A 17,943-nucleotide genomic window follows, 5' to 3' on the forward strand; every position below is an offset into this window, starting at 1 on the left:
CGGGACTGATCCCGTCCGATCCGGACGAAACGCCCCAGGGCTCTCGTCCGGGTCACGCCGGGCCGGCGTGGGCCGGTGCCGCGGGGCCGGGGTGCCCGGCGGGGCGACGCCCGGCCGCCCGTGCCGCGCGTCCGCAGCCGGTGGGACGGTCACACCACCCCCGGGCCGACGGTAGCCTTGCCGCCCGTGATCGAAACCCTCATCTGGATCGTCGTCGCGGTGGTCGCGATCGGCATGTACCTCAGCTGGACAGCCGGACGACTGGACCGGCTGCACACCCGCATCGACGCCGCCCGTGCCGCACTCGACGCCCAACTCCTGCGCCGCGCCTCGGTCACCCAGGAACTGGCCACCTCGGGTGTCCTCGACCCGGCCGCGTCGATCGTGCTGTACGAGGCGGCGCACGCCGCCCGGCAGGCGGAGGAGGAGCACCGCGAGGTCGCGGAGAGCGAGTTGAGCACCGCGCTGCGGGCGGTCTTCGGCGAGTCGGCCCAGGTGGAGAGCGTGAAGGAGATCCCCGGTGGCGAGGAGGCGGCCTTTGAACTCGCCGCCGCCGTGCGCCGGGTCCCGATGGCCCGGCGGTTCCACAACGACGCGGTGCGGGCAGCACGCGCGCTGCGGCGGCACCGCACGGTGCGGTGGTTCCGGCTGGCCGGGCACGCGCCCTTCCCGCTCGCCTTCGAGATGGACGACGAACCGCCGGTCGCCCTGGCGGATCGCCCCGTCAGCTGACCCGGGGCCTGACCGACCCCGTACGTGACCGGGCTCACAAGCCGTCCCGTACACGTTCAAAACGATCCACCGGCCTTCCATTGGCCCTTGCTGTGGACTGGTTCCGGAGAGTTTGCTCAGCACTGCATCAATCAGCGCTTTCAGCGACTTTTTCTCCGAGTGAGGTCGATCCGTGTCCACGCTTCCCACCACCCCGCAGTCCGCCGACTCCCCGGCCACCGGCACCGCCCGCGTCAAGCGCGGCATGGCCGAGCAGCTCAAGGGCGGCGTGATCATGGACGTCGTCAATGCCGAGCAGGCGAAGATCGCCGAGGACGCGGGCGCAGTGGCCGTCATGGCCCTGGAGCGGGTGCCGGCCGACATCCGCAAGGACGGCGGCGTGGCCCGGATGTCCGACCCGAACATGATCGAGGAGATCATCGAGGCCGTCTCCATCCCCGTGATGGCCAAGTCCCGCATCGGGCACTTCGTCGAGGCCCAGGTCCTGCAGTCCCTCGGCGTCGACTACATCGACGAGTCCGAGGTGCTCACCCCGGCCGACGAGGTCAACCACAGTGACAAGTTCGCCTTCACCACCCCGTTCGTCTGCGGCGCCACCAATCTGGGCGAGGCCCTGCGCCGTATCGCCGAGGGTGCGGCCATGATCCGCTCGAAGGGTGAGGCCGGTACCGGGAACGTCGTCGAGGCCGTCCGCCACCTGCGCCAGATCAAGAACGAGATCGCCCGGCTGCGCGGCTACGACAACAACGAGCTGTACGCCGCCGCCAAGGAGCTCCGCGCCCCGTACGAGCTGGTCAAGGAGGTCGCCGAGCTCGGCAAGCTGCCGGTCGTGCTGTTCTCCGCGGGTGGCGTCGCCACTCCCGCCGACGCGGCGCTGATGCGCCAGCTCGGCGCCGAGGGCGTCTTCGTCGGATCCGGCATCTTCAAGTCCGGCGACCCGGCCAAGCGCGCCGCCGCCATCGTCAAGGCCACCACCTTCTACGACGACCCGAAGATCATCGCGGACGCCTCCCGGAACCTGGGCGAGGCCATGGTCGGCATCAACTGCGACACGCTGCCCGAGGCCGAGCGCTACGCCAACCGTGGCTGGTAAGCCCTGATGAGCGACACCCCTGTGATCGGAGTCCTGGCTCTCCAGGGCGACGTACGGGAACACCTGATCGCCCTGGCCTCGGCGGATGCCCTGGCCAGGCCGGTCCGGCGTCCCGAGGAACTCGCCGAGGTCGACGGCCTGGTCATTCCCGGTGGCGAGTCCACCACGATGTCCAAGCTGGCGTCCCTGTTCGGCATGCTGGAACCGCTGCGCGAGCGGGTACGGGACGGAATGCCGGTCTACGGCACCTGTGCCGGAATGATTCTGCTCGCCGACAAGATCCTCGACCCGCGCTCGGGCCAGGAGACGGTCGGCGGGATCGACATGATCGTGCGCCGCAACGCCTTCGGACGACAGAACGAATCCTTCGAGGCGGCCGTGGAGGTCGCCGGCATCGAGGGCGACGCGGTCGAAGGCGTGTTCATCCGCGCCCCATGGGTGGAATCGGTCGGCGCCCGGGCCGAGGTGGTGGCGGAGCACGGCGGTCACATCGTCGCGGTACGCCAGGGGAACGCCCTGGCGACGTCCTTCCATCCCGAACTGACAGGGGACCACCGGGTTCACGCCTTGTTCGTGGACATGGTGCGCGCAGTCGGCTGACTCGATCCCGGTAGGATCTCTCGGGTTCGAATCGATTTTGGTGACGCGAAGGAGAAGGCAGATGTCCGGCCACTCTAAATGGGCTACGACGAAGCACAAGAAGGCCGTGATCGATGCCAAGCGCGGCAAACTCTTCGCGAAGCTGATCAAGAACATCGAGGTCGCGGCGCGCACCGGCGGTGTGGACCCCGATGGAAATCCGACCCTTGTGGACGCGATCCAGAAGGCCAAGAAGAGCTCCGTACCGAACAAGAACATCGACTCCGCGGTCAAGCGCGGCGGTGGTCTCGAAGCGGGCGGCGTCGACTACCAGACGATCATGTACGAGGGCTACGGCCCGAACGGTGTCGCGGTGCTCATCGAGTGCCTCACCGACAACCGCAACCGTGCCGCGTCCGACGTGCGTGTCGCCATGACCCGCAACGGCGGTTCGATGGCCGACCCGGGTTCGGTCTCGTACCTCTTCAACCGCAAGGGCGTCGTGATCGTCCCCAAGGGCGAGCTGACCGAGGACGACGTCCTGGGTGCCGTGCTCGACGCGGGTGCCGAGGAGGTCAACGACCTCGGTGAGAGCTACGAGGTCGTCAGCGAGGCCACCGACATGGTCGCGGTTCGTACCGCGCTCCAGAAGGCCGGCATCGACTACGACTCCGCCGAGGCCAACTTCCTGCCCACCATGCAGGTCGAGCTGGACGAGGAAGGCGCGCGCAAGATCTTCAAGCTGATCGACGCGCTGGAGGACAGCGACGACGTCCAGAACGTCTTCGCCAACTTCGATGTCTCGGACGAGGTCATGGAGAAGGTCGACGCCTGAGCCACGCTCAGCACAGCTTTCACCGACGGGCCGACGGGCCGACGGGGACACACCCCGTCGGCCCGTCGCATTGTCAGTGCGAGCCGATAGCCTGCGGGAACAGTTGACCGATCGGTACGGAGGGGGGCGTCCATGCGGGTACTCGGTGTCGACCCGGGGCTGACCCGGTGCGGTGTCGGTGTCGTCGAGGGCGTCGCCGGCCGGCCCCTGACGATGCTCGGCGTAGGTGTCGTCCGGACCCCGGCCGATGCGGAACTCGGCCACCGGCTGGTCGCCATCGAACGCGGCATCGAGGAATGGCTCGACAAGCACCGGCCCGAGTTCGTCGCCGTGGAGCGGGTGTTCAGCCAGCACAACGTCCGTACGGTGATGGGCACCGCCCAGGCCAGCGCGGTCGCCATGCTCTGCGCGTCCCGGCGAGGCATACCGGTCGCCCTGCACACCCCCAGCGAGGTCAAGGCGGCCGTCACCGGCACCGGCCGTGCGGACAAGGCGCAGGTCGGCGCGATGGTCACCCGCTTGCTGAGACTCGACGCCCCGCCGAAACCCGCCGACGCGGCCGACGCCCTGGCGCTCGCCATCTGCCACATCTGGCGAGCCCCCGCCGTCAACCGCCTCCAGCAGGCGCACGCGTCAGCGGCCGCCGCGGCCCGCACCCCGCGCGTTCCCCGTACCCCCGCAGTTCCCGACCGGAAGGTCCCCCGATGATCGCCTTCGTCAGCGGCCCAGTCGCCGCACTCGCCCCGACCACGGCCGTGATCGAGGTCGGCGGCATCGGCATGGCCGTCCAGTGCACGCCGGACACCCTCGCCGGCCTCAGGATCGGCAAGGAGGCCAGGCTGGCCACCTCCCTCGTCGTGCGGGAGGACTCACTGACCCTGTACGGCTTCGCCGACGACGACGAGCGGCAGGTCTTCGAGCTGCTCCAGACCGCCAGCGGGGTCGGCCCCCGGCTCGCCCAGGCCATGCTCGCCACCCACAGCCCGGACGCCCTGCGGATCGCGGTCGCCACCGGCGACGAGAAGGCGCTGACCGCCGTCTCCGGCATCGGCAAGAAGGGGGCGCAGAAACTCCTCCTCGAACTGAAGGACAGACTCGGCGAGCCCGTCGGTGCCCACATCGGTCAGCAGGGCATCGGCACCCCGGTCACCTCCTCCTGGCGCGATCAGCTGCAGGCCGCCCTGATCGGTCTCGGCTACGCCACCCGTGAGGCCGACGAAGCGGTCGCCGCCGTCGCCCCGCAGGCCGAGGCGGCGCTGGCCGAGAGCGGGCAGGCGCCCGTGCCGCAACTGCTGCGCGCCGCGCTGCAGACCCTCAACCGCGCGCGCTGACCCGAGCGCGCGACATCCGGGGTACACCCCGACGCAGGGCCGGGCACCGCGCGGCACCGAAACACCCGAGGCGGGACAGACTGAATGAACTGGGACGAGACCGGACCCGACACCGACGAGCGATTCGACGAGCGCCTCGTCGCCGCCGGCGCGGACGGCGAGGACACCGCGGTCGAAGCGGCACTTCGGCCGAAGGACCTCGACGAATTCGTCGGCCAGGAGAAGGTGCGCGAACAGCTCGACCTGGTTCTCAAGGCGGCCAGGGCCCGCGGCGCCACCGCCGACCACGTCCTGCTCTCCGGCGCGCCCGGCCTCGGCAAGACCACCCTGTCCATGATCATCGCGGCCGAGATGGGTGCGCCGATCCGGATCACCTCGGGGCCCGCGATCCAGCACGCGGGCGATCTTGCCGCGATTCTCTCCTCGCTCCAGGAGGGTGAAGTCCTCTTCCTCGACGAGATCCACCGCATGTCGCGGCCGGCCGAGGAGATGCTCTACATGGCCATGGAGGACTTCAGGGTCGACGTCATCGTGGGCAAGGGCCCCGGAGCCACCGCCATCCCGCTGGAACTGCCCCCCTTCACCCTGGTCGGCGCCACCACCAGGGCCGGACTGCTGCCGCCCCCGCTGCGCGACCGGTTCGGCTTCACCGGGCACATGGAGTTCTACGCCCCCACCGAGCTGGAACGCGTCATCCACCGCTCCGCGCGCCTGCTCGACGTGGCGATAGACACGGACGGAGCAGCCGAGATCGCCGGGCGCTCCCGCGGCACTCCCCGCATCGCCAACCGGCTGCTGCGCCGCGTCCGGGACTACGCCCAGGTCAAGGCCGACGGGCGGATCGACCGCGCCGTCGCCGCCGCGGCGCTCGGGGTGTACGAGGTGGACGCCCGCGGCCTCGACCGGCTGGACCGTGCGGTGCTCGGCGCCCTGCTCAAGCTCTTCGGCGGCGGTCCCGTAGGATTGTCCACCCTCGCGGTCGCCGTGGGCGAGGAGCGCGAAACCGTCGAGGAGGTCGCGGAGCCCTTCCTGGTACGCGAAGGACTGCTGGCCAGGACGCCGCGCGGGCGTGTCGCGACACCCGCGGCCTGGGCCCACCTCGGTCTCGTGCCTCCGCAGCACGGCGGAAAGGGACAACAGGGCCTGTTCGGGGCGTGATGCGTCACAGGTTCACCCGGACAGGAACCACCGGGCGCCGTCGGGCGTTGTTCCATCGATGCGGACTCGCTTAGACTCCGCCGATGCCGCCCTTACAGGTCGGTGTACCCACCCCCGTAGATCAGGCCGCCTTCCAGCGCGGTCGTGCGAAGGAAACTCGTCCCGTGAATCCCGTGACTCTCCTCCCCTTCATCGTGCTCATCGGGGCCATGTTCCTGATGACGCGGTCCGCCAAGAAGAAGCAGGCGGCCGCTGCCCAGATGCGCAATGAGATGCAGCCCGGCACCGGCGTCCGGACGATCGGGGGCATGTACGCCACCGTCAAGGAGCTTCACGACGACACGGTCCTCCTTGAGATCGCGCCCGGCGTCCACGCCATTTACGCCAAGAACGCGATCGGCGCCGTTCTCGACGATGCCGAGTACAACCGCATCGTCCACGGCGACGGCGAGGACGCCCTCGACCTCGACGGCACCGTCGTGCCGGACGACGCGTCCTCGCTGACCGAGGCGGGCGACGACGAGGACACCTCGGACGACGCCAAGATCGACCTGGGCAAGAAGGCCGAGGCCGACGACGCCGAGGCCGACGACGCCGAGGCGACGGACGCCGAGGCGACGGACGCCGGGTCCGACAAGTCCGACAAGAAGTCCGAGGGCAAGACCGACGGCGAGGCCGACGCGAAGTAACCCACGACCCGGGGAGTGTCGTGAGCCCATCGGCGCCCGGCACTCCCCGGACCGTGCGATCTTCTGCGGGGGCGGGTCCCCACTACACTTCGTGGCCGCTTGGGCGCGTACCCGGCGCGGGGCGGTTGGACAGGGAGAAACGAGAAGGTGGCAGCACCGAAGAAGAGCCGAGGGCCGGCCGGCGGTCAGGGCAGGCCGGGGCGTTCCCTGGCTCTGATCCTGATCGCCATGGTCGCGCTCACCGGCGGGATGTTCTTGTCCGGTCACACCACGCCCCGGCTTGGTATCGACTTGGCGGGCGGCACATCCATCACGCTCAAGGCGCAGAGCCAGCCCGGTAAGCCGAACGCGATCAACCAGACCAACATGGACACCGCGGTCAGCATCATCGAACGCCGTGTCAATGGTCTGGGTGTCTCCGAGGCCGAGGTCCAGACCCAGGGCCGGGACAACATCGTCGTCAACATTCCCAAGGGGACGAACTCGCAGCAGGCCCGGGATCAGGTCGGTACGACCGCCCAGCTCTACTTCCGGCCGGTGCTGACCGTCGCCGCGGGTACGCCGACGCCCGACGGCACCGCAAGCCCCTCGCCCTCCGGTTCGCCGAAGCCGGGCGAGTCCGCCGACACCGGCGGGAAGACGTCCGGCTCCACGGCCACACCCTCGGCCACTGCCACCACCCAGGGCCGCGCGGTCACCGGCGCCCTGCTGAAGGACACGACGCCCAGCCCCAGCGCGTCCGGCACGCCGAAGGCGACCACGACTCCTCCGGCCCCCGACCCGGCCACCGCCGCGCTGGAGAAGAAGTTCAGCGCTCTGGACTGCTCCAAGAAGGCCGGCCGGGCGTCGGCAGGCGCGAATGTGAAGCCCACCGAGCCCACCGTCGCGTGCAGCTCCGAGGGTGACGCCAAGTACGTCCTCGGCCCGGCCGAGGTCTCCGGCACGGACGTGGACAGCGCCAAGGGCGCGATCAACCAGCAGAACGGTCAGTGGATCGTTCAGATGGAGTTCACCAAGGGCGGCGCCAAGAAGTTCCAGAAGATCACGGGCCGGCTCGCGCAGCAGCAGTCGCCGCAGAACCAGTTCGCCATCGTGCTCGACGGCGAGGTCGTCTCGGCTCCTTACGTGCGCACGGCGCTGAGCGCGAACGCCGAGATCTCCGGCAGCTTCGACCAGCAGTCCGCCGAGGACCTCGCCAACGTGCTCTCCTACGGTGCTCTGCCGCTCAGCTTCAAGGAGCAGACCGTCACCACCGTCACGGCCGCTCTCGGGGGTGAGCAGCTGCGAGCGGGTCTGATCGCCGGCGCCATCGGACTGGCCCTGGTCATCATCTACCTGGTGAGCTACTACCGCGGCCTGGCATTCATCGCCCTTCTGAGCCTCCTGGCCTCAGGCATCCTGAGCTACACCCTCATGGCGCTGCTCGGCCCGGCCATCGGCTTCGCGCTGAACCTCCCGGCGGTCTGCGGTGCCATCGTGGCCATCGGTATCACCGCGGACTCCTTCATCGTGTACTTCGAGAGGATCCGCGACGAGATCCGCGAGGGCCGCACCCTGCGTCCCGCCGTCGAGCGGGCGTGGCCGCGTGCCCGGCGCACCATCCTGGTCTCCGACTTCGTGTCGTTCCTTGCCGCGGCGGTCCTCTTCGTCGTCACCGTCGGCAAGGTCCAGGGCTTCGCCTTCACGCTGGGGCTCACCACCTTGCTCGACGTGGTCGTGGTGTTCCTCTTCACCAAGCCGGTCATGACGATGCTGGCCCGCACGAAGTTCTTCGCCAGCGGCCACCCGTGGTCCGGTCTGGACCCGAAGCGGCTCGGCGCCAAGCCACCACTGCGCCGCTCGCGCCGTGTCAACGCCCCCACCGACCACCCGAAGGAGGCGTGAGATGTCGCGACTCGGCACTCTCGGCGCCCGTCTCTACCGCGGCGAAGTCGGCTACGACTTCATCGGCAAGCGCAAGATCTGGTACGGCGTCTCGATCCTGATCACCATCACGGCCATCGTCGGCCTGGCGGTCAGTGGCCTGAACATGGGCATCGAATTCAAGGGCGGTGCCGTCTTCACCACCCCGAAGACGAGCGTGAGCGTCGACGAAGCGGAGAACATCGCGACCGAGGCGTCCGGCCATCAGGCGATCGTCCAGAAGCTCGGCAACGGCGGTCTGCGCATTCAGATCACCGAAGTCGACACCGCGAAGTCCGACCAGATCAAGACCCAGCTCTCCAAGGACCTCGACGTCCCGACCGAGAAGATCGCCGCGGACCTGGTCGGCCCCAGCTGGGGTGAGCAGATCGCCAACAAGGCCTGGACCGGCCTCGGCGTCTTCATGGTTCTCGTCGTGATCTACCTGGCCATCGCCTTCGAATGGCGGATGGCCATCGCGGCCCTGGTCGCACTGATCCACGACATCACCATCACGGTCGGTATCTACGCCCTGGTCGGCTTCGAGGTCACCCCGGGCACCGTGATCGGTCTGCTGACCATCCTCGGCTACTCCCTCTACGACACGGTCGTCGTGTTCGACAGCCTCAGGGAGAGCACGGACGGCATCACCAAGCAGACCCGGTGGACGTACGGCGAGATCGCCAACCGTTCGATCAACGGCACCCTGGTCCGCTCCATCAACACCACGGTCGTGGCCCTGCTCCCCGTCGCCGGTCTGCTCTTCATCGGCGGCGGCGTTCTCGGCGCCGGCATGCTGAACGACATCTCGCTGTCGCTGTTCGTCGGCCTCGCGGCCGGTGCGTACTCCTCGATCTTCATCGCCACACCGCTCGTCGCCGACCTCAAGGGACGCGACCCGCAGATGAAGGCGCTGAAGAAGCGGGTGCTCGCCAAGCGTGCGGCAGCCGCCGCCAAGGGCGAGTCCGCCGAGGACGAGCGGCCGGAGGATGGCCTTCCGGCGGGCGCGGCACCCGCTGCCGCGGTCGTCGGCCAGCGCCAGCAGCCCCCCAGGGGCCGCGGCCGGACCCCGGGGAAGCGCTGATGACCAGCACCACCGAGAGCATCCGTGAGCTCCTGCTCAGCCGGATCCGTGACGTGCCGGACTACCCGAAGCCGGGCGTGATGTTCAAGGACATCACCCCGCTGCTCGCGGACCCGGCGGCTTTCGCGGCCCTGACCGACACTCTCGCGGAGATGTGTGTACGGCACGGCGCCACGAAGGTCGTCGGCCTTGAGGCACGCGGCTTCATCCTGGCCGCCCCGGTCGCGGTGCGCGCCGGTCTCGGGTTCGTACCCGTCCGCAAGGCGGGGAAGCTGCCCGGAGCCACGCTCAGCCAGGCCTACGAGCTCGAGTACGGCACGGCCGAGATCGAGATCCACGCGGAGGATCTGTCCGCCGGCGACAGGATCATGGTCATCGACGACATCCTCGCCACCGGTGGCACCGCCGAGGCGTCGCTGGAGCTGATCCGGCGGGCCGGCGCCGAGGTCGCAGGCGTCGCGGTCCTCATGGAGCTCCGCTTCCTGGAGGGACGTGCCCGTATGAAGCAGGCCCTGGCGGGTGCTCCGCTGGAGGCTCTCATCCACGTGTGAGTGCGGCGTACATGAATCGGGTGTTCAGGGTTTCTTCTGGACACCCGATTCGCATGTGCGTATCAGAACCAGCGAGAAGGAGGCTCGCCACGGGGGCGGTCTCTGATGGTCTACGGCTGGAAGGTCTTCAAGAGCGGCAGCATATGTGTGCAGGTCAAGGGCTTCAATGCCAAGGGCAAGAAGACCTGGTACAACGCCGGCTGCGGAAAGAGCGGTCAGATCACGGTGCCGTGGGGCAACGTCGCCGCCAACAAGGAGATGAAGGTCAAGGGGGGCAGCGCTTCTGCGCTGGAACTGAGGTTTCACCTGACCTCGGTCAGGTCTGCGCGCAGTGACCTACGGCCCTGACGGGAGAGGAGCAGGGGGCGGTGTGCCTCGCCGCCCTCACGCTCCGAACGGCGCCTGTGGCCGTATGGCGGGTCCGCTGTTTCGCTGTTTCTCCTCGGGTCGGGCCGGCGCTCGGACCATCGGCCCGTGACGGGCTCGCTGCACTGCAGGCACCAAGGACGGGTACCCGGGAACAACCGGGTGCCCGCCCCGCGTTGTGAGGGGTCCCACGGTCCCCGGGGGAGGTCCGGCCACAGGATCGATACGATGGCCTTTCCGGGTATCCGGATCCGCATGAGGAGCGCTCTTGCCAGACGAGGCCCAGCCAGTCGCCGCCCCGCAGCCCGACAAGCCCGCGGCGGCCCCAGTCACGCCTGGGAAGAAGCATTCCGCACAGAAGCCGAAGCCTCCGGCCCCCGAGCCCGGCACGGGCCCGGAGCGGGCCGGTGCCGGGACGCTGCGCCCGGCGCCCGCTGCTCCCGCCCAGCCGGTCGTCCCCGCCTCCTCGGCCGCGTCCGCCCCGAAGCCTCCGGCGAAGCCGGTGACCCCGGCCGCTCCCGCGACCCGCTCGGGCGGATCCTCCAACCGGGTCAGGGCCAGGCTCGCCCGCCTGGGCGTGCAGCGCTCCAGCCCGTACAACCCGGTCCTGGAGCCGTTGCTGCGCATCGTCCGCAGCAACGACACCAAGATCGAAACGGCCACGCTGCGCCAGATCGAGCGCGCCTACCAGGTCGCCGAGCGCTGGCACCGCGGCCAGAAGCGCAAGAGCGGCGACCCGTACATCACGCACCCGCTCGCCGTCACCACGATCCTCGCCGAACTCGGCATGGACCCGGCGACGCTCATGGCCGGGCTGCTGCACGACACCGTCGAGGACACTGAGTACGGCCTGGACACCCTGCGCCGCGACTTCGGCGACCAGGTCGCCCTGCTCGTCGACGGCGTCACCAAACTGGACAAGGTCAAGTTCGGCGAGGCGGCACAGGCCGAGACCGTGCGCAAGATGGTCGTCGCCATGGCCAAGGACCCCAGGGTCCTCGTCATCAAGCTCGCCGACCGGCTGCACAACATGCGCACCATGCGCTACCTCAAGCGGGAGAAGCAGGAGAAGAAGGCCCGCGAGACGCTTGAGATCTATGCCCCGCTGGCACACCGCCTGGGTATGAACACCATCAAGTGGGAGCTGGAGGACCTCGCCTTCGCGATCCTCTACCCCAAGATGTACGACGAGATCGTCCGCCTCGTCGCCGAGCGGGCCCCCAAGCGCGACGAGTACCTCGCCATAGTGACCGACGAGGTCCAGGCCGACCTGCGCGCCGCCCGGATCAAGGCCACCGTCACCGGCCGCCCGAAGCACTACTACAGCGTCTACCAGAAGATGATCGTGCGGGGCCGGGACTTCGCCGAGATCTACGACCTGGTGGGCATCCGGGTCCTCGTCGACACCGTCCGCGACTGCTACGCGGCGCTCGGCACCGTCCACGCGCGATGGAATCCGGTCCCCGGCCGGTTCAAGGACTACATCGCGATGCCCAAGTTCAACATGTACCAGTCGCTGCACACCACGGTGATCGGTCCCAGCGGCAAGCCCGTCGAGCTGCAGATCCGCACGTTCGACATGCACCGCCGCGCCGAGTACGGCATCGCAGCGCACTGGAAGTACAAGCAGGAAGCCGTCGCGGGCGCCTCCAAGGTGCGCACCGACGTCCCCAAGAACACCGGACGGGGCCAGGACACCGTCAACGACATGGCGTGGCTGCGTCAGCTCCTGGACTGGCAGAAGGAGACCGAGGACCCCAGCGAGTTCCTGGAGTCCCTGCGCTTCGATCTCTCCCGCAACGAGGTCTTCGTCTTCACACCCAAGGGCGACGTCATAGCGCTCCCCGCGGGTGCGACACCGGTCGACTTCGCGTACGCCGTGCACACGGAGGTCGGCCACCGGACCATAGGCGCGCGGGTCAACGGGCGGCTCGTACCGCTCGAATCGACCCTCGACAACGGCGACCTGGTGGAGGTCTTCACCTCCAAGGCAGCCGGCGCCGGGCCCTCCCGTGACTGGCTGGGCTTCGTCAAGTCTCCCCGCGCCCGCAACAAGATCCGCGCCTGGTTCTCCAAGGAGCGCCGTGACGAGGCGATCGAGCAGGGCAAGGACGCCATCGCGCGTGCCATGCGCAAGCAGAACCTGCCGATCCAGCGCATCCTGACCGGCGACTCCCTGGTCACCCTCGCCCATGAGATGCGCTACCCCGACATCTCCTCCCTGTATGCGGCGATCGGCGAGGGTCATGTGGCCGCCGCCGGTGTCGTGCAGAAGCTGGTGCAGGCGCTCGGCGGCGAGGACGCCGCCAACGAGGACATCGCAGAGAGCTCACCGCCCTCGCGCAGCCGCGGCAAGCGCCGCTCCAACGCCGATCCTGGTGTCGTCGTCAAGGGCGTCGAGGACGTCTGGGTCAAGCTCGCCCGCTGCTGCACGCCCGTACCCGGCGACCCGATCATCGGCTTCGTCACCCGCGGCAGCGGTGTCTCCGTGCACCGTGCCGACTGCGTCAACGTCGACTCCCTGTCGCAGCAGCCGGAGCGGATCCTGGACGTCGAGTGGGCGCCGACCCAGTCCTCGGTCTTCCTGGTCGCCATCCAGGTCGAGGCCCTCGACCGGTCGCGGCTGCTCTCCGATGTCACCCGCGTCCTGTCCGACCAGCACGTCAACATCCTGTCGGCGGCCGTGCAGACCTCCAGGGACCGCGTCGCCACCTCGCGCTTCACCTTCGAGATGGGGGACCCGAAACACCTCGGGCACGTACTGAAGGCAGTACGGGGCGTGGAGGGCGTCTACGACGTCTACCGTGTGACCTCGGCGCGCAGGCCGTAGAGGGCGCTCTGCCGCTCTGCCCGGCTTCCTCGGGGCTCCTCCCGGTCGGAGGCTCGCGCGGGAAAGCTGCCGGGGGAGGGCCGCACAGGCTACGAGGTCGGCACGGAGCTGGTTGCGAGCGGACCTGCGGTCAGCTGCGCGAGGCGTTCCGCCATGCCCCTCGACCGCGAGGAGAGGAGCACCGGTCCGGGCCGCTGCCGCCTTGTGCACCGGGGACCGTGCCGGCCCCGCACACGAAGACGAAAGGGCCCCTTGTACGCGTCCCGAGACGTGCACAAGAGGCCCTGCCGCACACCGATCAACGGATGAGGCCGGTCGGCGGCGCGTGCCGCCTGCTCAGCCGCCGAACTCCTCCAGGCCCTTGAGCGCCTGGTCCAGCAGTGCCTGTCGGCCTTCGAGCTCCTTGGCCAGCTTGTCGGCACGGGCGTTGTTGCCCGAGGCGCGGGCCGTGTCGATCTGCGTACGCAGCTTGTCAACGGCCGCCTGCAGCTGACCGGTCAGACCGGCGGCACGCGCACGCGCCTCCGGGTTCGTCCGGCGCCACTCCGATTCCTCGGCCTCCTGGAGCGCCCGCTCCACCGCGTGCATCCGCCCCTCGACCTTCGGGCGGGCGTCACGCGGCACATGGCCGATGGCCTCCCAGCGCTCGTTGATGGCCCGGAACGCGGCCCTGGCCGCCTTCAGGTCCTTCACCGGCACCAGCTTCTCGGCCTCGACCGCGAGCTCCTCCTTGAGCTTGAGGTTCTCGCCCTGCTCCGCGTCCCGCTCGGCGAAGACCTCGCTGCGGGCGGCGAAGAAGACGTCCTGAGCACCGCGGAAACGGTTCCACAGGTCGTCCTCGGCCTCGCGCTGGGCGCGGCCCGCCGCCTTCCACTCCGTCATCAGGTCGCGATAGCGGGCGGCCGTCGCTCCCCAGTCCGTGGAGCCGGAGAGCGACTCGGCCTCGGCGACCAGCTTCTCCTTGGCCTTACGGGCTTCCTCGCGCTGGGCATCCAGCGAGGCGAAGTGGGCCTTGCGGCGCTTGGAGAACGCCGAGCGGGCGTGCGAGAAGCGGTGCCACAGCTCGTCGTCGGACTTGCGGTCGAGCCGCGGCAGGCCCTTCCACGTGTCGACGAGCGCACGGAGCCGCTCGCCCGCGGAGCGCCACTGCTCGCTCTGCGCCAGCTCCTCGGCCTCGGCGACCAGCGCCTCCTTGGCGTGCTTCGCCTCGTCGGTCTGCTTCGCCTTCTGGGCCTTGCGCTCCTCGCGCCGCGAGTCGACCGTCGCGACCAGCGCGTCGAGTCGCTTGCGCAGCGCTTCGAGGTCTCCGACGGCGTGATGCTCGTCCACCTGGAGCCGCAGATGCTCGATGGCGGTCGTGGCGTCCTTCGCCGACAGATCGGTGGTCTTCACCCGCCGTTCGAGGAGGCCGATCTCGACCACAATGCCCTCGTACTTGCGCTCGAAGTAGGCCAGAGCCTCCTCGGGGGAACCCGCCTGCCACGATCCGACGACCTTTTCGCCATCGGCTGTACGCACGTACACGGTGCCCGTCTCATCGACGCGGCCCCACGGGTCGCTGCTCACAGCGCCTCCTCCACCTGATGCCCGCGAGAGGGTTCGCCCCCCTGGCATCGTCCACAGTTTCCTGGGGCGGGCAGCGCCCGCCCTGCACAACGCCAATCTAGGCGACCGGCCGCCCGGCTGTCCGCACTCAGCGCGGCCGAAAATAATCCGGCCCGCCTCGCCGTCACCGGCCGGCCCGGTCCGGTCACGACTTGTCGACAGCGACCTTCGAGATGTCCACGGCCTTCTTCGGCGCACCGTCCGGCGCTCCGCCGGCCACTCCCGCCGCACCGACGTCCTTGACGGCCTTCAGCGAGGCGTCGTCCATCGTGCCGAACGGCGTGTAGGTGGGCGGCAGTTTGCTGTCCTTGTACACGAGGAAGAACTGGCTGCCGCCGGTGTGCGGCTGGCCGGTGTTCGCCATCGCCACCGTGCCCGCCGGATACGTGACCGTGCCGTCCTTGCCCGCCTTGCCCAGCGCCGTCAGATTCTCGTCGGGAATCGTGTAACCGGGGCCGCCCGTGCCGTCCCCCTTGGGGTCACCGCACTGCAGGACGAAAATGCCCTGCGTGGTCAGCCGGTGGCACTTCGTACCGTCGAAGAAGCCCTTGTCGGCCAGCGACTTGAAGGAGTTCGTGGTGTGCGGGGTCTTCGCCCCGTCCATCGTGAACGCGATGTCGCCCTGGCTCGTCTTGAGCGACATCGTGTACTTCGCTTTTTTGTCGATCTTCATCGCGGGCTCGGGCGCGCTGCTCTCGCTCGCCGACGGGGAGTCCGAGGGGCTTGCGGCCGCGTCGCTCTTGTCCTTCTTGCCGTCGCCGTCGATGGCGAGATACGCACCGACCCCGACGACCGCCACCACGGCCACCGCGGAAGCGATGACGACGGTCAGCCGCCGCGTCCTGCGGCGGGCCTCCTCCCGGCGCTGCTGCTGCCGCTCGAACTTCTCCCTGGCGAGCTGCCGCCGCCGCTGATCGCTGCTGACCACCGGGTGATCTCCTTGTGGGTCGTGTGATTGGGGCCTGGGCTGCCCGTACCGTATATGGGTTAGCTGTGGAATGAGGAGCGCCGGTAGTCTCTGAAGTGCTGCGACCTCCTCAGTCGCGATTCGCCGTCGGACGACCATTAAGGACGATCGTGCTCATTGCCGGGTTCCCCGCCGGGGCCTGGGGGACCAACTGTTACCTGGTCGCCCCGGCCGCAGGCGAGGAGTGCGTGATCATCGACCCCGGCCATCAGGCCGCGTCAGGAGTCGAGGAAGCACTGAAGAAGCATCGGCTGAAGCCCGTCGCCGTCGTACTGACCCACGGCCACATCGACCACGTCGCCTCGGTCGTCCCGGTGTGCGGCGCGCACGACGTCCCCGCCTGGATCCATCCGGAGGACCGGTTCATGATGAGCGACCCGGAGAAGGCCCTCGGCCGCTCGATCGGGATGCCGCTCATGGGTGAGCTGACAGTGGGGGAGCCGGACGATGTCCGGGAACTGAGCGACGGGGCCCTGCTGAAGCTGGCCGGTCTGGAGTTCGGTGTCGCGCACGCACCCGGCCATACCAAGGGGTCGGTGACGTTCAGGATGCCCGAGGCCGCGGATGTTCCGCAGATCCTCTTCTCGGGCGACCTGCTCTTCGCCGGCTCCGTCGGACGCACCGACCTGCCCGGCGGCGACCACGCCGAGCTGCTCGAGTCGCTGGCCCGTGTGTGCCTGCCGCTCGACGACTCGACCGTGGTGCTGTCCGGCCACGGCCCCCAGACGACCATCGGCCGCGAGCGCGCCTCGAATCCGTATCTGCACGGTATGGACGCGCCCCGACGAGGAATGTGACGAGAGAAAAACCCGTGAGCACCTTCAAGGCCCCCAAGGGCACGTACGACCTGACCCCGCCCGATTCCGCGAAGTACCTCGCGGTGCGCGAGGCGATCGCCGCACCCCTGAAGAACTCCGGCTACGGCTACATCGAGACGCCCGGGTTCGAGGACGTCGCCCTCTTCTCGCGCGGTGTCGGCGAGTCCACCGACATCGTGACCAAGGAGATGTACACCCTCACCACCAAGGGCGGCTCCCAGCTGGCGCTGCGCCCCGAGGGCACCGCGTCCGTGCTGCGCGCGGCTCTGGAGGCCAACCTCCACAAGCTCGGCAACCTGCCCGTGAAGCTCTGGTATTCCGGCTCGTACTACCGCTACGAGCGCCCGCAGAAGGGCCGCTACCGGCACTTCTCGCAGGTCGGTGCCGAGGCGATCGGCGCAGAGGACCCGGTGCTGGACGCCGAGCTGATCATTCTCGCCGACCAGGCCTACCGCACGCTGGGCCTGCGGAACTTCCGCATCCTGCTCAACTCGCTGGGCGACAAGGAGTGCCGCCCTGTCTACCGGGACGCGCTCCAGGGCTTCCTGCGCGAGCTCGACCTGGACGAGGAGACGCGCCGCCGCATCGAGATCAACCCGCTCCGGGTCCTCGACGACAAGCGGCCCGAGGTGCAGAAGCAGCTGGTCGGCGCCCCGGTGCTGCGCGACTACCTGTGCGACGCCTGCAAGGCGTACCACGAGGAGGTCCGCGACCTGCTCTCCGCGGCCGGTGTGGTGTACGAGGACGACGAGAAGCTCGTCCGCGGTCTCGACTACTACACCCGCACCACCTTCGAGTTCGTCCACGACGGGCTCGGCTCGCAGTCCGCGGTGGGCGGCGGCGGACGCTACGACGGCCTGTCCGAGATGATCGGCGGCCCGGCGCTCCCGTCGGTCGGCTGGGCGCTCGGCGTGGACCGTACGGTGCTCGCGCTGGAGGCGGAGGGCATCGAGCTCGAACTGCCCGCGACCACCAGCGTCTTCGCCGTGCCACTGGGCGAGGAGGCCCGGCGGGTGCTCTTCGGGATCGTCACGCAACTGCGCCGCGAGGGCGTGGCAGCGGACTTCGCGTACGGAAACCGTGGCCTCAAGGGTGCGATGAAGAGCGCGAACCGGTCGGGAGCGCGGCTGACGATCGTGGCGGGCGAGCGGGACCTGGCCGAGGGACTCGTCCAGCTCAAGGACATGGAGTCCGGCGAGCAGACGGCGGTGCTGCTGGCGGACGTGTCCGGGGCGATCCGCGAGCGACTGGCCTAGGATCTCTCGTTCGGATCGGGCCGGGCTCACCTGAGTGGCGCGGGGCTCGCCGGACGGACCGGAACAAAGGCTCGTCCGGCGAGCCCCGCGCAGGGCCGGCCGGTGTCGCCCCGTTCGGTGGCCGCTGCGGGAGACGGCGGGTGATGC

Annotated in this window: 17 protein-coding genes; 15 read left to right on the forward strand and 2 right to left on the reverse strand. The window is 69.3% G+C overall.

Annotated elements, in window-relative coordinates:
* Nucleotides 1-234: 234 nt before the first annotated feature.
* From ACF1B9_RS26555 to ACF1B9_RS26615, 13 genes are all read left to right on the forward strand, one after another.
* Nucleotides 235-732: a hypothetical protein gene (locus ACF1B9_RS26555; RefSeq protein ID WP_391740439.1), complete on the forward strand. Its 498-nt coding sequence runs from the start codon at nt 235-237 to the stop codon at nt 730-732.
* Between the two features lie 172 nt (nt 733-904).
* Nucleotides 905-1,825, forward strand: coding sequence for a pyridoxal 5'-phosphate synthase lyase subunit PdxS (pdxS, locus tag ACF1B9_RS26560; RefSeq protein ID WP_093898403.1), 921 nt, complete (start codon nt 905-907; stop codon nt 1,823-1,825).
* Between the two features lie 6 nt (nt 1,826-1,831).
* Nucleotides 1,832-2,425: a pyridoxal 5'-phosphate synthase glutaminase subunit PdxT gene (gene pdxT / locus ACF1B9_RS26565; protein WP_391740200.1), complete on the forward strand. Its 594-nt coding sequence runs from the start codon at nt 1,832-1,834 to the stop codon at nt 2,423-2,425.
* 61 nt (nt 2,426-2,486) lie between these two features.
* Entirely contained in the window at nt 2,487-3,239 is a 753-nt protein-coding gene (locus ACF1B9_RS26570) for a YebC/PmpR family DNA-binding transcriptional regulator (RefSeq protein WP_391740198.1), read from the forward strand.
* A 132-nt stretch (nt 3,240-3,371) separates the two neighbouring features.
* Nucleotides 3,372-3,947 (forward strand): crossover junction endodeoxyribonuclease RuvC, encoded by a 576-nt coding sequence (gene ruvC, locus ACF1B9_RS26575; RefSeq protein WP_391740196.1) that lies wholly within the window; start codon nt 3,372-3,374, stop codon nt 3,945-3,947.
* On the forward strand, nt 3,944-4,570 hold the full coding sequence (gene ruvA / locus ACF1B9_RS26580) for a Holliday junction branch migration protein RuvA (protein ID WP_376285779.1): 627 nt from the start codon (nt 3,944-3,946) through the stop codon (nt 4,568-4,570). Before ruvC ends, ruvA begins: the two co-directional genes overlap by 4 nt.
* A gap of 84 nt (nt 4,571-4,654) precedes the next feature.
* Nucleotides 4,655-5,728, forward strand: a complete 1,074-nt coding sequence (ruvB, locus tag ACF1B9_RS26585) for a Holliday junction branch migration DNA helicase RuvB (RefSeq protein ID WP_351074300.1) — start codon at nt 4,655-4,657, stop codon at nt 5,726-5,728.
* Between the two features lie 164 nt (nt 5,729-5,892).
* A complete protein-coding gene (gene yajC, locus ACF1B9_RS26590; protein WP_391740193.1) occupies nt 5,893-6,417 on the forward strand; it encodes a preprotein translocase subunit YajC in 525 nt (174 codons plus the stop codon).
* A 147-nt stretch (nt 6,418-6,564) separates the two neighbouring features.
* Nucleotides 6,565-8,301 (forward strand): protein translocase subunit SecD, encoded by a 1,737-nt coding sequence (gene secD / locus ACF1B9_RS26595; RefSeq protein WP_391740191.1) that lies wholly within the window; start codon nt 6,565-6,567, stop codon nt 8,299-8,301.
* Between the two features lies 1 nt (nt 8,302).
* Nucleotides 8,303-9,403: a protein translocase subunit SecF gene (gene secF, locus ACF1B9_RS26600; RefSeq protein WP_391740189.1), complete on the forward strand. Its 1,101-nt coding sequence runs from the start codon at nt 8,303-8,305 to the stop codon at nt 9,401-9,403.
* Nucleotides 9,403-9,954, forward strand: coding sequence for an adenine phosphoribosyltransferase (locus ACF1B9_RS26605; RefSeq protein WP_391740187.1), 552 nt, complete (start codon nt 9,403-9,405; stop codon nt 9,952-9,954). Before secF ends, ACF1B9_RS26605 begins: the two co-directional genes overlap by 1 nt.
* A 105-nt stretch (nt 9,955-10,059) precedes the next feature.
* Complete coding sequence (locus tag ACF1B9_RS26610) at nt 10,060-10,302, forward strand: hypothetical protein (RefSeq protein WP_391740185.1); 243 nt, start codon at nt 10,060-10,062, stop codon at nt 10,300-10,302.
* Nucleotides 10,303-10,588: 286 nt separating this feature from the next.
* On the forward strand, nt 10,589-13,150 hold the full coding sequence (locus ACF1B9_RS26615) for a RelA/SpoT family protein (protein ID WP_391740183.1): 2,562 nt from the start codon (nt 10,589-10,591) through the stop codon (nt 13,148-13,150).
* Nucleotides 13,151-13,486: 336 nt separating this feature from the next.
* Here the strand turns inward: ACF1B9_RS26615 and ACF1B9_RS26620 are convergent, their stop codons facing one another.
* Together ACF1B9_RS26620 and ACF1B9_RS26625 are read right to left on the reverse strand one after the other, a co-directional pair.
* Nucleotides 13,487-14,716, reverse strand: a complete 1,230-nt coding sequence (locus ACF1B9_RS26620) for a DUF349 domain-containing protein (protein WP_391740181.1) — start codon at nt 14,714-14,716, stop codon at nt 13,487-13,489.
* Nucleotides 14,717-14,900: 184 nt separating this feature from the next.
* The gene (locus ACF1B9_RS26625) at nt 14,901-15,683 is read right to left on the reverse strand and encodes a peptidylprolyl isomerase (RefSeq protein WP_391740179.1); all 783 of its coding nucleotides are present in this window, start codon (nt 15,681-15,683) and stop codon (nt 14,901-14,903) included.
* A 149-nt stretch (nt 15,684-15,832) separates the two neighbouring features.
* On the opposite strand from ACF1B9_RS26625, the gene ACF1B9_RS26630 reads away from it, so the two are divergent.
* Nucleotides 15,833-16,519 carry an MBL fold metallo-hydrolase gene (locus ACF1B9_RS26630; protein ID WP_351074311.1) on the forward strand — a complete coding sequence of 229 codons (687 nt, stop codon included), beginning with the start codon at nt 15,833-15,835 and terminating at the stop codon, nt 16,517-16,519.
* Nucleotides 16,520-16,533: 14 nt separating this feature from the next.
* Entirely contained in the window at nt 16,534-17,796 is a 1,263-nt protein-coding gene (gene hisS / locus ACF1B9_RS26635; protein ID WP_391740177.1) for a histidine--tRNA ligase, read from the forward strand.
* The last annotated feature ends 147 nt before the right edge of the window (nt 17,797-17,943 follow it).

The sequence above is a fragment of the Streptomyces sp. NPDC014727 genome (assembly GCF_043083485.1).
In the GTDB taxonomy this organism is placed as follows: domain Bacteria; phylum Actinomycetota; class Actinomycetes; order Streptomycetales; family Streptomycetaceae; genus Streptomyces.

What these genes read in the sequence shown, in the direction of transcription:
- ACF1B9_RS26555 (WP_391740439.1), top strand. Translation starts at nt 235, where the DNA reads ATGTACCTCAGCTGGACAGCCGGACGACTGGACCGGCTGCACACCCGC.
- pdxT (WP_391740200.1), top strand. Translation starts at nt 1,832, where the DNA reads ATGAGCGACACCCCTGTGATCGGAGTCCTGGCTCTCCAGGGCGACGTA.
- ACF1B9_RS26570 (WP_391740198.1), top strand. Translation starts at nt 2,487, where the DNA reads ATGTCCGGCCACTCTAAATGGGCTACGACGAAGCACAAGAAGGCCGTG.
- ruvC (WP_391740196.1), top strand. Translation starts at nt 3,372, where the DNA reads ATGCGGGTACTCGGTGTCGACCCGGGGCTGACCCGGTGCGGTGTCGGT.
- ruvA (WP_376285779.1), top strand. Translation starts at nt 3,944, where the DNA reads ATGATCGCCTTCGTCAGCGGCCCAGTCGCCGCACTCGCCCCGACCACG.
- ruvB (WP_351074300.1), top strand. Translation starts at nt 4,655, where the DNA reads ATGAACTGGGACGAGACCGGACCCGACACCGACGAGCGATTCGACGAG.
- secF (WP_391740189.1), top strand. Translation starts at nt 8,303, where the DNA reads ATGTCGCGACTCGGCACTCTCGGCGCCCGTCTCTACCGCGGCGAAGTC.
- ACF1B9_RS26605 (WP_391740187.1), top strand. Translation starts at nt 9,403, where the DNA reads ATGACCAGCACCACCGAGAGCATCCGTGAGCTCCTGCTCAGCCGGATC.
- ACF1B9_RS26610 (WP_391740185.1), top strand. Translation starts at nt 10,060, where the DNA reads ATGGTCTACGGCTGGAAGGTCTTCAAGAGCGGCAGCATATGTGTGCAG.